Below are 13,151 nucleotides of genomic sequence, written 5' to 3' on the forward strand. Positions count from 1 at the left end.
TGCAAAGCCGGGCAAATCGGCGATCTGCCGACCCATACGGCGGTTGGCCGGGCAGTAAGGTCAGCCGCGGTCAGCCCGGCGGCCGCGCCGCGTTGCGGGCTGTGCGGACGGCTCCCGGGCGGCTTCGACGGCAGGTTCGACGGCGGCGCGCCGGCCGCGTTCCTCAAGCGCCGCTGCGGCGAGCGCCCCGGTGTCCGCAACGTCCTCCGCGTGGTGGTGCCCGCCGTCGTGCATTCCGTCCTGACGACCGCCGTCCACTGGCTCGGCGCCCGCTGCCTTGACTCCGGTGGCCTTAACCACCAGCACGGCGATCAGGGTGGTGACGGGGATGGCCAGGACCAGCCCGATGGAGCCCACCAGCGTCCGGATGACTTCCTCGGAGAGTTCGGCGCTGGTGAGGGTGTCCATCAGAGGCCGGTCGTAGAGCATCACGATGATCAGGATGGGCAGCGCCGCGCCGGCGTAGGCAAAGGCGATGGTGTACACGGTGGAGGCGATGTGGTCCCGGCCGATCCGCATGGCGGAGGTGAACAGCTTCCGGGCGCTGCTGGCCGGTGCCAGTTCGTAGAGCTCCCAGACAGCCGAGGACTGCGTGATGGTGACGTCGTTGAGGACACCCAGGCCGGAGATGATGAGCCCGCAAAGGATCACCCCGGAGATGGAAATGTTGGACGACGTGTTCACCAAAGTGGCGGCGTCATGGCTGCCCACGCCCGCGAGGTTGGCGGCGTCCGTGGCCCAGGCTGCCAGCAGGGCGGTGATGGCCAGCCCGAAGATTGTCCCCAGGAGCGCGGTGGACGTGCGCGCGGAGAATCCGTGGGCGAAGTAGAGTACCCCGATCATGATCACCGTGGACCCCACCAGTGCCAGCAGCAGGGGCGGCTTGCCTTCCACCAGGCCCGGGAGCAGGAAGTTGGCGAGCACGAAGTAAGCGCCCACCAGCCCGATCAGGGCGCGCAATCCGCGCCACCTGGCGACCGCAATGACCACCACGGCGTAGAGCACGGCCAGCAGGATGATCGGCAAGGTGCGGACGAAGTCCACGAAGATGTAGGCCGGCGAGCCCTGCGACCCCGTTGCGCCCTGGACGTTGGAGAGGTTCAGGTAGCGGATCTGGTCCCCGGGCTTCACCCCATGGGAGGAGGCGACGTCCGGGTTGATGACCACCTTCACCGGGCTTCCGCCCTTGTCCGGTTCGGTGACGGCGAAGGTGCACTCGGAGCCCTGGCTGGGCGGCTGCTGTGTGGTGCTGGGTTGGCCGGACCCCTGTTGGTTTGGATCCTGCTGGCCGGAACTCTGTTGACCCGTGCCCTGTTGGTTTGAAGCCTGCTGGCCGGGCCCCTGCATGCAGCTCCCGGTCAGCACGCTCTGGATGGTGCCCGTATCGAAGGTGACCCCGGGAGCGGTTGAGTACGGGTTGGCGAGCGAGATGCCCTCCTTGCTCCCCGAGGGCCAAAGCGCGGCCATCCCGGCCAGGGTCAGCAGCGCCAGGGGAATCAGCACTGCAGCCAGGATTCGGTTCGCTTTGCTGCGGGCAGCCATCGCCTGGGGCGTCGGCTCCGAATGATCCAAGGAAGCATGGGAGTGACCGGCGCCCATCAGCAGTACAACCTCATGGTTGAACTCTACGTGCGGCGCCATAGGGTTGATAAATGGACCATCGGGATGGGGAGGTACCAGGCATGGACAACCACGGCAGGGGTGGGGCCGATATTCGTGGGGCAGAAGTTTCCCCGGCAGGAAGCGCAAAGGCCGGACAGGTGCCGGTGATTCCAGCCCACCAGCCCGTGCTCAGTGTCCTTGAAGCATCCGGCGCCACCAAGGGCGTGGTCCTGGTCCTGCACGGCGGCAAGGCCCACAGCCGGGATCCGGTGGAGGCCCGGCACCTGAGCCCGGCGCGCATGGTGCCCTTCGCCCGGCACCTGCACCGCGCGGGCCGGCGACACGGGCTGGCCGTCTGGTCCCTGCGCAACAGTGTCCGCGGCTGGAATGGGCCCGACATGTCCCCGTTGCAGGATGCACGATGGGCGCTGCAGCAAATCGCAGAACGCCACCCCGATGTTCCGGTGTTCCTGCTGGGCCACTCCATGGGCGGCCTGACTGCGGTATGCGCCGCGGACCACCCGCAGGTGGAGGCCGTGGTGGCGCTGGCCCCTTGGCTCGACCCGCAGACCCCTGCGGACAGGGTTACCGGCCGGAAGGTCCTGATCATCCACGGGACCACGGACCATATGACCAGCCCCACGCAGTCCCTTGCCTTCGCCCGGCGCGCCGCTCCGGACGCAGCCAGCATGCAGTACGTGTCCCTGAGGGGCGTGGGGCACTTCATGCTCCGCAAGGTCCGCATCTGGCACACCCTGGCCACCGGTTTCGTCATCAAGTCCTTTGCCGAGAGCACAGGGGCGGCGGTCCAGCCGTCCCGGGCCTTTACCGGGCTGTTGCCGGACTCCTCCGTCCAGGTCACCCTCTAAGCAGTTTTTGCCATGCCCTGGCGTCCCCCATCCAACGACCGCTTCTACCGGCTGATCGTCCGCACCGGGCTGTTCCTGCGCTGGGCGCTGCAGCTGGACATCCGTGCGGAGGGCCTGGAGCACCTGCCGCCAAAGGCTCCCCTGAGCGGACCCTCGCGGTGGGTCTCTCCCGGGCAGGGGGTGGTTTTCGCCGTCACGCACTTCGGCTATCTGGACTTTGCGGTGCTGGAGCTGCTCCTGTGGCGCCATTCCCGTGCCCAGCTGCGGTTCCTGGTGCACCAGGGTGCGGCCGACCACTGGCTGGCGGGGCCCGCCATCAGCGCCTCCGGGCAGGTGGTGGTGGGCTACTCGGACCGGTCCAGCGCCTACGACGCTGCCGTGGCAAAGCTGCGGGCCGGCGAGTACCTCGCGGTTTTTCCCGAGGCCGGGGTAAGCCGTAGCTTCACGGTCCGGGAATGCAGGACCGGGGCTGTCCGGATGGCTGCTGAGGCCGGTGTCCCGGTGATCCCGGTATCCGTCTGGGGCGCACACCGGATCCTGACCCGCGGCCATGGCTTCTCCCTGCGGCGCAGCTGGCGGGCCCCTGTCCGGGTCCAGGTAGGCGTGCCGATGGTGTTTGAGCAGGACGTCGATGTGCAGGCGGCAACGGAAGAGTTGCGCGGCGTCCTGCAGGCGGGAATTGACCGCTGCATCGCCGGCTTTCCGCTCCAGCCCGGACCAGGGGCGTGGTGGATGCCCGCCTCCCTGGGCGGCAGCGCCCCCACCGATGCCGAGCGGCAACTGCTGGACGCGGCCGACGCAGCCGCCGGCCGACGTCGTGCTCCCCGCACAAAGTAGCCGGGACGGGCGCTCAAGGGCAGGACGTGGGTTTAACGCAGCCAGCGCCGCGTGCCGTCCCTCGGGGAACGACGCGCGGCGCTGACGTGGACCGGCAGTAGCTAGTCCGAAACCACCAGGGTCTCGGCGCCCGCCAGCCGGGCTTTGCCGCTCTCCAGGAGGGGCTCGACGGCGGCGCGCAGGGCGGTCATGGAATCGTCCAGTTCCAGCATGACCGGGTGCTGGTAGGCGATCAGTGCGAGGATGTCGCGGACCGCTTCGGCGGCGTCGTCAGCGGCGAGGGACGGCTCGTGCCCCACGAAGACGTCCGTGGGGGTATCGGCACCCGTTGCCTCTGCAGCGGAGCCTTCCAGGTGGGCCGGGGCCGCATCCGGGTCCGCGGGTGCGGCGTAGCTGACCGCGAATGCGCGGATGCGGCCCTTTTTGCTGGGCGCAACTCCCTGGCCGAACGCAGATTCCGGCTGGGCTCGCAGCACGATGGCGCCGTGGGCTCCGGTGAGCTCGTCCAGGAACAGCCTCTGCACCTGTCCCACGGACAGCACGCCCGGGGAGTCCCAGCCGTGGATGAAGGTGTAGTACCGGCCCACCACGTCCGTCAGCTCCACCGAGCCGGTGGCCAGGTCCATCACGATGTCGGAACCGGCGTTTTCACCGTCAATGGGGCGGCCGCCGTGGTCCTTGTCCGGGAAGACGGGCAGCTTCAGGGCTCCGGGTTCCACGATGACCAGCCGGGAGCGCTGGATCGGCGCCAGCCCGGATTCTTCAGCGAACGCGGCGCCCGCGGTGCCGGGTTCCACCTTGGCGCGGAGCTTGCTGACGCCCGACGGCGCGTTTTCGGCTTCGCGCCGCAGCATGGTTAGAAGGCTGGCCCCGATGCCCGCGCGGCGGTGGTCCTTCGCCACTTCGATGTACGTCCACAAGCGCTCGGGGTGCAGCGACGCTTCATAGACGACGCCGGCGGCCACGGGAATGCCGACGCCGTCAACGACGTCTTCCGCCACGATGCAGCGGCGCCAGGGCATTCCGTTCCCGCCGTTGGAGGACACGGCAAGCGCGCCACGGAACTGGCGGGCCTGGGCGGTGTCCGGGTCACCCCAGATTTCCAGGAGCGCCAGGTCGTCGCCGTCGCGCCATTCGCGGTATTCGATGGCCATGCTCAGGCGCCGATCAGCCGTGCCGCCAGGTAGCCCTCCACCTTGTCCAGGGAGACGCGCTCCTGGCTCATGGTGTCCCGCTCGCGGATGGTGACGGCCTGGTCCTCAAGGGTGTCGAAGTCCACGGTGATGCAGAACGGGGTGCCGATCTCGTCCTGGCGGCGGTAGCGGCGGCCGATGGCACCGGCATCATCGAAGTCGATGTTCCAGTTCTTGCGCAGCTGGGCGCCCAGGGCCTTGGCCTTCGGGGACAGGTCCTCGTTGCGGCTCAGCGGCAGCACGGCGGCCTTGACCGGGGCCAGGCGCGGGTCCAGCTTCAGCACGGTGCGGACGTCCACGCCGCCCTTGGCGTTGGGGGCCTCGTCCTCGGTGTAGGCATCCACCAGGAACGCCATGAAGGAACGGGTCAGGCCGGCCGCGGGCTCGATCACGTACGGGGTGTAGCGCTCGTTGGTGGCCTGGTTGAAGTAGCTTAGGTCCGTGCCGGAGGCCTTGGCGTGGGTGGAGAGGTCGAAGTCGGTGCGGTTGGCGATGCCTTCCAGCTCGCCCCATTCGGAACCCTGGAAGCCGAAGCGGTACTCGATGTCCGTGGTTCCCTTGGAGTAGTGGCTGAGCTTTTCCTTGGGGTGCTCGTAGAAGCGCAGGTTCTCCTCGCGGATGCCCAGGCCGGTGTACCAGGCCATGCGCTCGTTCATCCAGTACTTGTGCCACTCTTCGTCCGTGCCGGGTTCCACGAAGAATTCCATTTCCATCTGCTCGAACTCGCGGGTGCGGAAGATGAAGTTGCCGGGCGTGATTTCGTTGCGGAAGGACTTGCCGATCTGGCCGATGCCGAACGGCGGCTTCTTCCGGGACGTGGTGAGGACGTTGTTGAAGTTCACGAAGATGCCCTGCGCGGTTTCGGGGCGGAGGTAGTGCAGGCCTTCCTCGCTGGCCACCGGGCCCAGGTAGGTCTTGAGCAGGCCGGAGAACTCCTGCGGCTCGGTCCACTGGCCGCGGGTGCCGCAGTTGGCGCAGACGATGTCCTTCAGGCCGTTTTCCGCCGGGCGGCCCTTCTTCTCCTCGTACTCTTCCTCGAGGTGGTCCGCGCGGTAGCGCTTGTGGCAGGACAGGCACTCCACCAGCGGGTCGGAGAAGACCTCCACGTGGCCGGAGGCTTCCCAGACCTGGCGCGGCAGGATCACGGAGGAGTCCAGGCCCACCACGTCCTCGCGGCCGCGGACCATGGACTGCCACCACTGGCGCTTGATGTTTTCCTTCAGCTCAGCGCCCAGGGGGCCGTAGTCCCAGGCAGACCGCGAGCCTCCGTAGATCTCACCGGCCTGGAACACGAAGCCCCTCCGCTTGGAGAGGGAAATGACCTGGTCGAGGACGGATTTTGCTGCCATGGGATAACTCCAATTTCTACAGGGCCGCTGGGTGCGGTCCGCGGGTTGTTCGGGCCCCGGCTGCTGCGTGCCTGGGCACAGCGGGCAACGCGTCGGGGCGGATGAAGGAAGATGGTGAAAGCTCGTGTCCTAGCGTACCGGCCGCTGCCTGCGCAGCGCGCCCCGCGGCCAGGGCAGGGTTGCCAGGATGATGGCGCCGAGGGTCAGCAGGGTCCCCAGGACGGTGGCGGGAGCAACGATGGTGCCCGGTGCGGGAAGCATCAGGTCCAGGGCCAGCGAGCCGAGCAACTGGCCGGCGATCATGCCCAGCCCGGTGACCAGCACGCCCAGGCTGCGGACCAGGAGGGCGCCAAGGCCGATGAAGACGCAGCCCATGGGCCCGCCCAGGTAGTACCACCACTCCCCCGGCAGCGGGTTGGCGGGACCGGCCACGGCCAGCTTCACCGCGAACGCTGCCCACAGCACGATGCAGCCGGCCACGAAGTTCACCAGCGTGGCCGCAATGGGCGTCCCGTAGTGGAGCGTCGCGGTGCCGTTCATGGCCTGCTGGAAACTCATGAGGAAGCCCGCCGCCACCGGCAGGAGGAGGGGCAGCAGCAGGCCGGCCGCGCCGTCCCCCGAGCCTCCGCTGCTGAACCGGGGCGACACCGCCCAGGCGACGGCGGCGATGGTCAGGATGCAGCCGATGATGCGGATGCCCGTCACCGATTTCTTTCCGGCCGGCCCGATTCCCAGCCGGTCCACCAGCAGGCCGCTCACCGTCTGCCCGGTGACGGTGGCGACGGTGAAGAGTGCCACGCCCAGGATGCCCACGGTGAAGGACTGGGCAAAGACGAACAAGGCCCCGATGGCTCCTGCCACCACGTAGATCCGGGGAAACGCCCGGTTCCGGACTGCGGGGAGGATGTTTGCCAGGCCGGCCCGGCCACGCGGCAACACAAGGGAAATGATGATCATGACCAGCAGGCCTGTGCTGAAACTCACGGCCGCGGCCGCGATTCCATCGTTGAGCCGGGCACCCAACGCCCCGTTAATCCGCCCTTGGACGGGGATGGCAAGGCCGGAGCCCACGGCCAGGGGCAGGCCTGCGAGTACCGGCAGGCGCGAAGGGGAGGTCATTGAATCCACCTTAGTTCAGGCATTATTGCTCTATGAGCAACCCCATTGACGACGTCCCCATCCGCGACAGCATGATCCGGCTGGGCCAGCTGCTGAAGCTCGCCAATCTCGTGGAAGACGGCGTGGAGGCGGCGGAGCTGATCAAGAACGGGCTGGTCAAGGTCAACGGCGAGAGCGACGACCGCCGGGGCCGGCAGCTGCACAACGGGGACACCGTCACCGTTAACGGCCAGACCATCCGAGTGGTGGCACCCCAGGCCGGCTGACGGCGGCAGCTGTTGCGCCGCCGTCGTACGTCCTATTTGTTCAGCACCTCATGGGTGAGGAACTCCCCCACGTGCCCGATCTCCTGCTGGTTGATGCCGTGCCACATGCCGGTGTAGAGGACCTTGGTGAGCTTGACGTGCTTGCGGACCCAGCCCATGGTGAACTCGATCTTGTCCTGGGTGATCACCGGGTCCTGCTGGTCGCGGCCCCAGAACATGGGCACGGTGCCGTCCAGCTCGTCGTCCTTGAAGGTTGGGTCGCCGGCGGCGTCCACCACAAAGCCTGAAAGTCCGACGACGGCGGCAAAGTCCGTGGGCCGCTGGCGCAGGAGCGTGGTGGCCATGGCCATGCCCATGGAAAAGCCCAGGAGGGTCACTGAAGGGTGGCCGGGCCTGATGGCGTCGATCCATTCGAGCACGTAGGCCGAAGCCTCCTTGACCCGGTCCAGCGAGTATTCGATGGAGGCCGTCAGCGGGAACCAGGTGAAGCCGGGGCCCATGGCGATGGGCGCGCGGAGGGAGGCGACGGCGAAGTCCCCGGGCAGCATGTCCGCCAGGCTGAGCAGGTCCTGCTCGTTGGCGCCGTAGCCGTGGAGCAGGACCAGCAGCGGCTTGCCGGCGCGCTGGTCTTCCGGATGGGACCACAGGACAACGGGGGCAGGAAATACTTCGGCGTCAGTCATGGTTTCCATTCATACCAGTTACTTGGAAGTAACAACCTACGTTCGCGTAGGCAGCGAGGCGGAAGGCAGGATAGGACCGTGACTGACGCAAGTGCCATCCAGACCCCCTCCGCGCACGCCGGTTCCCACCCCTGGACCCGGTACGTGGCGATGGGTGATTCGTTCACGGAAGGCATCGGTGACCCCGAGCCTTCAAGCCCCGGCGGCCACCGTGGCTGGGCCGACAGGGTGGCCGAAGAGCTGGGCCGCACCCAGCCGGACTTCGCCTATGCCAACCTTGCCGTGCGCGGCCGGCTGCTCCAGCAGATCGTGGACCAGCAGCTCGCTCCTGCACTGGAACTGAAGCCGGACCTGGTCACCCTGTCCGCAGGCGGCAACGACCTCATCCGTCCCGGCGGCGATCCCGATGCGCTGGCCGAGAAGCTTGATTCCGTGGTGCAGATCCTGTCCATGGGCGGCGCCACCGTGGTCCTGTTCAATGGGCCGGATACGGGATCCTCCGTGCTCAGCCGGATCCGCAGCAAGGTGGCCATCTACAACGAAAACCTGCGGACCGTTGCCGCGCGCCATGACGCGGTGATCGCCGACATGTGGTCCCTGCGGCAGCTAAGCGACCCGCAGATGTGGGACCAGGACCGCCTGCACTTCTCCCCGCTGGGCCACCACACCATCGCAGCCATGGTGCTGGACGCGCTCAACGTGGAGCACTCCCTGGAACCGCTGCAGCCCAAGCCGCTGCCGCCGCGGACCTGGCGCGAGGCCAGGAGCGGGGACCTCGTGTGGGCGCGCGAATACTTCGTGCCGTGGGTGCTGCGCCGGCTGCGCCACCAGTCGTCCGGGGACGGCATTACGGCAAAACGGCCGACGCCGGGTCCCGTCTTCGGCCCTGGCGTTCCGTTGGGTTCCGGCGAGGGTCCGCTGGGATCGGCCGAGCCCAGCCGCCGGTAGGGCTGCCGGGGTTACGCTGGAAGGACAATACACGAGAGGCGCGGCACCGTGAGCAGCTTGTTTTTCTGGATCATTATCCTGTCCTTCGTGGTCCCCATGGCCATGCGGGCGTACCGCCGCTCCATGGCACGGCGGGACCGGGACCAGGGCTTGCCCGGGCCGTTTTCCGGGCCTGGCCAGTTCCCGGGGCAGAACCAGTTCCCCGGGCCGGACCAGTACCCGGGTTATGGCCAGTTCCCGGGCTCGGCCGGGCCGCAGAACCGCCAGCCCCGCGACGGCTACACCCAGCAGGACTACTTCTCCGGTGGCTTCCGCCAGCCCGGCCAGCCGCCGCAGCCCTATGGCGGGCAGCAGCTGCCGCCGTACCAGTACGGACAGCCGCCCGTGCCGGACCCCCGGTTCGGCACGGGGTCACAGGACTTCGGGCAGGAACCGCCGTTCCAGCAGCCGGGCTACCAGCAGCCCGGATATCAGCAGCCCGGGCAGGGCCAACCGGGACGCGCCCAATCCTCCGGGCCTGCCACTCCCCCGCCGCCGTCGGCGCCGCAGGGGTTCCGGGCACGCAAGCTCGCGGAACTGGACCAGCAGTACACCAACGGTGAGCTGTCCATGGAGGAGTACATGAAGCGCCGCGGCGACATCATGAACGGCTAGCCAACTGGCTTTGAGGCAGGTCGGGGACAGAGCAGGTCGGGGACCGGTTTCCGGTCCCCGACCTGCTTGTTTTTGTTTAATCCATCTGCCTAGTGCGCTGGTTCAGTCCAGCCTGCTAGTCCACCTGGGGGAAGCCCAGGTCGATCACCGAGGTTGATGGGTCCGGCCAACGGGTGGTCACCACTTTGCCCCGGGTGTAGAAGCGGATGCTGTCGGGTCCGTACATGTGGGTGTCACCGAACAGGGAGTTTTTCCAGCCGCCGAACGAGAAGGTGCCCACCGGGACCGGGATGGGCACGTTGACGCCCACCATGCCCGCTTCGACGTCGAACTCGAACTGCCGCGCCGCTCCGCCGTCGCGGGTGAAGATGGCGGTGCCGTTGCCGAACTGGTTGTCGTTGACCAGCCGGACAGCGTCGTTGTAGGTGTCCACGCGGACCACGGACAGGACCGGGCCGAAGATTTCGTCGTCGTACACCTTCATGCCGGGCTTGACGTGGTCCACCAGGCTGACGCCGATGAAGAACCCGTTGGAGTCGAACTGCTGCGAGCGCCCGTCCACCACCACGGTTGCGCCTTCGCCTTCCGCTCCCGCAACGTAGGAAGCCACGCGTTCCCGGTGCTCCGCAGTGATCAGGGGGCCCATCTGCGAGGCGGGATCCGTGCCGTCACCAATCTTGAGGTCTGCCATGCGGCTGGAAATCGCCTTCACCAGGTCGTCGGCGATGTTGCCCACGGCCACCAGGACGCTGACAGCCATGCAGCGTTCGCCCGCGGAACCGTAGGCGGCAGACACCGCAGCGTCGGCAGCCATGTCCAGGTCGGCGTCGGGAAGCACCACCATGTGGTTCTTGGCACCACCCAGGGCCTGCACGCGCTTGCCGTGCTCAGCTGCCCTCTTGTAGATTGACTGGGCCACGGGGGTGGACCCAACGAAACTGACTGCCTTTACGTCAGGGTGCTCCAGCAGGACGTCCACTGCTTCCTTGTCCCCCTGGACCACGTTAAGCACGCCGGCCGGGAGCCCCGCTTCGGCGAAGGCCTCCGCGATGAAGACGGCCGCGGACGGATCCTTTTCGCTCGGCTTCAGCAGCACCGTGTTGCCGCAGGCCAGGGCGCTGCCGATCATCCACAGCGGCACCATGGCCGGGAAGTTGAACGGGGTAATGCAGGCCACTACGCCCACCGGCTGGCGGATGGAGTGGACGTCGATGCCGCTGGAGACCTGCTCCGACCGCTCGCCTTTCAGCATGTGGGACAGGCCCGTGGCGAAGTCGATGTTCTCCAGGCCGCGGGCGATTTCACCTTCCGCGTCGGAGAGGACCTTGCCGTGCTCGCTGGTCAGGATCGCGGCGAGTTCGGACTTGCGCTGGTTCAGGATTTCGCGGACCTTGAAGAAGATGGTGGTGCGCTTGGCCAGGCTGGTTGCGCGCCATGCAGGCAGCGCTGCGCGGGCTGCCGCGATGGCTTCCTCTGTCCGGGCCGCGGAGGCGAGCGCCACCTGCTTCTCCTGCTGGCCGGTGGCGGGGTTAAAGACGAAACCGAAGCGGTCGGCATCGGTGACGCGGGCGCCGTTGATGTAGTGCGGGATGGTTTCCAAAAGAGTCTCTTTTCCTGCGGTGCTTGCTGCGTGGCTGGTTGGACAGCGGAGTTGGCTCGACGGTGGGGTTAGTTGGACGCCGTGCGGTCGGCGGCCTCAAGCGAGCCGTCCACGAGCTTGATGATCATGGAGCAGTCCTTGCCCGCGTCCCCGGCGTCGATGAGCCGCTGGAACAGCTGCTGGACGTGCTTGCCGATCTCCAGGGGCGTGCCGGTGTCCTCGGCGGCGCTGATGGCCAGGCCAATGTCCTTGTTGGCGAGTTCGGTGGTGAAGGTGGGTGCGAAGTCATTGTTGGAGGCCGCGGTGGGAACCACACCTGGCACGGGGTACCAGGTCCGGAGCGCCCATGAGTCCCCCGAGGAGACCGAGGCAATGTTCCAAAAGACCTGCTTGTCCAGGCCCAGGCGGTCAGCCAGCACAGCGCCTTCAGCAGTGGAGGCAAGGTTGATGAAAAGCATCAGGTTGTTGCAGATCTTGGCCGCCTGCCCTGTGGTGGGGCCGCCGGTGGGAATGATGTTGCCGGACATGGGACCGATGTAGCCGGCAGCGTCCTTGACGGCACCTTCTTCACCGCCCACCATGAACGTCAGGGTTCCGGCCTCCGCGCCGCTCATCCCGCCGGATACCGGCGCGTCCACGAAGCGGAAGCCGGCGGCAGCAGCGGCGTCGTGCAGTTCCTGCGCGGAGGCGATGTCGATGGTGGAGGAGTCGATGAGCAGCGTGCGCTTGTCCGCGTGCGCCAGCACCCCGTCCGCACCCAGATACACTGCCCGGGCGTGCTCGCCCTTGGGCAGCATGGTGAACACGGCGTCCGCTCCCTCCACCGCTTCAGCAATGCTCGCGGCCCTCTTGACGCCGCCTGCTGCAGCCGCGTCCAGGGCTGCCGGGTTGAGGTCAAAGCCGCGGACATCATGCCCGGCTTTCACCAGGTTCACCGACATGTGGCCGCCCATGTTGCCCAGGCCGATCCAACCGATAACTGCCATGCGTAAGCTCCTTTGCTTCCATTCCGGCGCTTTTGCCGGCATTCCTGTGTCAACCATCACACCGTGCTAGGGTGCAATCAAGGGGAAAAATTACAGACACTCTGTGCATTGATGCACATCAAGGGAAGGTCCAGCGTGGACTCCAGACGGCTGCCGAGCCCTGACGACCTGCTCATCCTCCTGACGGTTGCACGCCTGGGCCGGTTCAACGCGGTGGCCGAGAGCCTGGGAACCACCCACACCACCATCTCCCGCCGGATCCTCGCGCTGGACAAGCAGCTGGGCGGCCGGACACTGGAGCGCAGCCCGCACGGCTGGGAACTCACTCAGCTCGGTGCTGCCGCCGTGGATGCAGCAGAGGCGATCGAGAGCACGCTCGGCTCACTGTCAGGCCTGATCAGCCAGGACCAGAGCGCCCTTGCCGGCCTGGTGCGGGTCGCCACCACCGACGCAGTGGGAGCGGTGTTCGTCACCCCGTCGCTTGTGCGGCTCCAGCAACAGAACCCCCAGCTGAACATCGAAATGCTGAGCGCCACCCGGAAAGTCAGCCAGAACCGGTCCGGGGTGGACCTGGAGATCGTGGTGGGCCGGGCCGACGTCAGCACTGCCCAGACCATCTTCCTGAGCAACTACTACCTGCGCCTCTACGCCAGCCAGGACTATGCAGCGCGGCACGGCCTTCCGGAAACGCTCGACGGCGTGGGGCAGCACGCGTTTGTCTCTTACGTCGAGTCTGCGCTCCAGGTGGCGGAACTGGGCCCCCGCTGGTCATCGCAGCTGCCAATGCCCCGAACAAGCTTCCAGGCCACCAGCGTCTTCGCCCAAGTGGAGGCGGTACGCCAGGGCGCCGGCATTGGCCTGCTGCCCAACTTCATGGTGGCGGACCGGGAGGATTTCGTTCCCGTCCTGGCCGGCGACTTTGAGCGCCAGCTCCCCATCTGGGCCGTTGCCCGTCCGGAGTCGCTCCGGTCGGGCCGCGTGCAGGCGGTGATCGCGGCCTTGAAGGAAGAGCTGAAGGAGCGCGCGGGACTGCTGGCCGGCTGAG

At 67.4% G+C, this 13,151-nt stretch carries 13 protein-coding genes; 6 read left to right on the plus strand and 7 right to left on the minus strand.

The window, feature by feature from the left end:
• Window positions 1-60: 60 nt before the first annotated feature.
• A complete protein-coding gene (locus FBY30_RS20380) occupies window positions 61-1,542 on the minus strand; it encodes a YibE/F family protein (protein ID WP_142135520.1) in 1,482 nt (493 codons plus the stop codon).
• Window positions 1,543-1,652: 110 nt separating this feature from the next.
• Here FBY30_RS20380 and FBY30_RS20385 point away from each other — a divergent pair, with 110 nt between their 5' ends.
• On the plus strand, window positions 1,653-2,471 hold the full coding sequence (locus FBY30_RS20385; protein WP_235009521.1) for an alpha/beta hydrolase: 819 nt from the start codon (window positions 1,653-1,655) through the stop codon (window positions 2,469-2,471).
• A gap of 12 nt (window positions 2,472-2,483) precedes the next feature.
• Complete coding sequence (locus FBY30_RS20390; protein WP_142134680.1) at window positions 2,484-3,308, plus strand: lysophospholipid acyltransferase family protein; 825 nt, start codon at window positions 2,484-2,486, stop codon at window positions 3,306-3,308.
• 101 nt (window positions 3,309-3,409) lie between these two features.
• Here the strand turns inward: FBY30_RS20390 and FBY30_RS20395 are convergent, their stop codons facing one another.
• The 3 genes from FBY30_RS20395 to FBY30_RS20405 form a co-directional block, all read right to left on the minus strand.
• Entirely contained in the window at window positions 3,410-4,462 is a 1,053-nt protein-coding gene (locus FBY30_RS20395; protein ID WP_142134682.1) for a GNAT family N-acetyltransferase, read from the minus strand.
• Between the two features lie 2 nt (window positions 4,463-4,464).
• On the minus strand, window positions 4,465-5,850 hold the full coding sequence (locus tag FBY30_RS20400; RefSeq protein ID WP_142134684.1) for a glycine--tRNA ligase: 1,386 nt from the start codon (window positions 5,848-5,850) through the stop codon (window positions 4,465-4,467).
• 129 nt (window positions 5,851-5,979) lie between these two features.
• Entirely contained in the window at window positions 5,980-6,969 is a 990-nt protein-coding gene (locus FBY30_RS20405; RefSeq protein WP_142134687.1) for a DMT family transporter, read from the minus strand.
• 32 nt (window positions 6,970-7,001) lie between these two features.
• Between FBY30_RS20405 and FBY30_RS20410 the strand changes: the two genes are divergently transcribed.
• A complete protein-coding gene (locus FBY30_RS20410; protein ID WP_142134689.1) occupies window positions 7,002-7,235 on the plus strand; it encodes an RNA-binding S4 domain-containing protein in 234 nt (77 codons plus the stop codon).
• 32 nt (window positions 7,236-7,267) lie between these two features.
• On the opposite strand, the gene FBY30_RS20415 is transcribed toward FBY30_RS20410, so the two are convergent.
• On the minus strand, window positions 7,268-7,918 hold the full coding sequence (locus tag FBY30_RS20415; RefSeq protein WP_142134691.1) for an alpha/beta hydrolase: 651 nt from the start codon (window positions 7,916-7,918) through the stop codon (window positions 7,268-7,270).
• Between the two features lie 78 nt (window positions 7,919-7,996).
• Here FBY30_RS20415 and FBY30_RS20420 point away from each other — a divergent pair, with 78 nt between their 5' ends.
• Together FBY30_RS20420 and FBY30_RS20425 are read left to right on the plus strand one after the other, a co-directional pair.
• Window positions 7,997-8,866 (plus strand): SGNH/GDSL hydrolase family protein, encoded by an 870-nt coding sequence (locus tag FBY30_RS20420; protein ID WP_142134693.1) that lies wholly within the window; start codon window positions 7,997-7,999, stop codon window positions 8,864-8,866.
• A gap of 48 nt (window positions 8,867-8,914) precedes the next feature.
• Window positions 8,915-9,520, plus strand: coding sequence for a hypothetical protein (locus FBY30_RS20425; protein ID WP_142134694.1), 606 nt, complete (start codon window positions 8,915-8,917; stop codon window positions 9,518-9,520).
• 115 nt (window positions 9,521-9,635) lie between these two features.
• Here the strand turns inward: FBY30_RS20425 and FBY30_RS20430 are convergent, their stop codons facing one another.
• Both FBY30_RS20430 and mmsB read right to left on the minus strand, forming a co-directional pair.
• Window positions 9,636-11,120, minus strand: coding sequence for a CoA-acylating methylmalonate-semialdehyde dehydrogenase (locus FBY30_RS20430; RefSeq protein ID WP_142134696.1), 1,485 nt, complete (start codon window positions 11,118-11,120; stop codon window positions 9,636-9,638).
• Between the two features lie 68 nt (window positions 11,121-11,188).
• The gene (mmsB, locus tag FBY30_RS20435) at window positions 11,189-12,106 is read right to left on the minus strand and encodes a 3-hydroxyisobutyrate dehydrogenase (protein ID WP_142134699.1); all 918 of its coding nucleotides are present in this window, start codon (window positions 12,104-12,106) and stop codon (window positions 11,189-11,191) included.
• 111 nt (window positions 12,107-12,217) lie between these two features.
• Between mmsB and FBY30_RS20440 the strand changes: the two genes are divergently transcribed.
• Window positions 12,218-13,150 (plus strand): LysR family transcriptional regulator, encoded by a 933-nt coding sequence (locus tag FBY30_RS20440; protein WP_142135525.1) that lies wholly within the window; start codon window positions 12,218-12,220, stop codon window positions 13,148-13,150.
• The last annotated feature ends 1 nt before the right edge of the window (window position 13,151 follow it).

It is taken from the genome of Arthrobacter sp. SLBN-83, assembly GCF_006715285.1.
Taxonomy (GTDB): domain Bacteria; phylum Actinomycetota; class Actinomycetes; order Actinomycetales; family Micrococcaceae; genus Arthrobacter.

Coding starts and splice junctions, on each gene's coding strand:
- FBY30_RS20380 (WP_142135520.1), bottom strand. CDS start 1,542: ATGGCTGCCCGCAGCAAAGCGAACCGAATCCTGGCTGCAGTGCTGATT.
- FBY30_RS20395 (WP_142134682.1), bottom strand. CDS start 4,462: ATGGCCATCGAATACCGCGAATGGCGCGACGGCGACGACCTGGCGCTC.
- FBY30_RS20410 (WP_142134689.1), top strand. CDS start 7,002: ATGAGCAACCCCATTGACGACGTCCCCATCCGCGACAGCATGATCCGG.
- FBY30_RS20405 (WP_142134687.1), bottom strand. CDS start 6,969: ATGACCTCCCCTTCGCGCCTGCCGGTACTCGCAGGCCTGCCCCTGGCC.
- FBY30_RS20440 (WP_142135525.1), top strand. CDS start 12,218: ATGCACATCAAGGGAAGGTCCAGCGTGGACTCCAGACGGCTGCCGAGC.
- FBY30_RS20415 (WP_142134691.1), bottom strand. CDS start 7,918: ATGACTGACGCCGAAGTATTTCCTGCCCCCGTTGTCCTGTGGTCCCAT.
- FBY30_RS20385 (WP_235009521.1), top strand. CDS start 1,653: ATGGACCATCGGGATGGGGAGGTACCAGGCATGGACAACCACGGCAGG.
- FBY30_RS20390 (WP_142134680.1), top strand. CDS start 2,484: ATGCCCTGGCGTCCCCCATCCAACGACCGCTTCTACCGGCTGATCGTC.
- FBY30_RS20400 (WP_142134684.1), bottom strand. CDS start 5,850: ATGGCAGCAAAATCCGTCCTCGACCAGGTCATTTCCCTCTCCAAGCGG.
- mmsB (WP_142134699.1), bottom strand. CDS start 12,106: ATGGCAGTTATCGGTTGGATCGGCCTGGGCAACATGGGCGGCCACATG.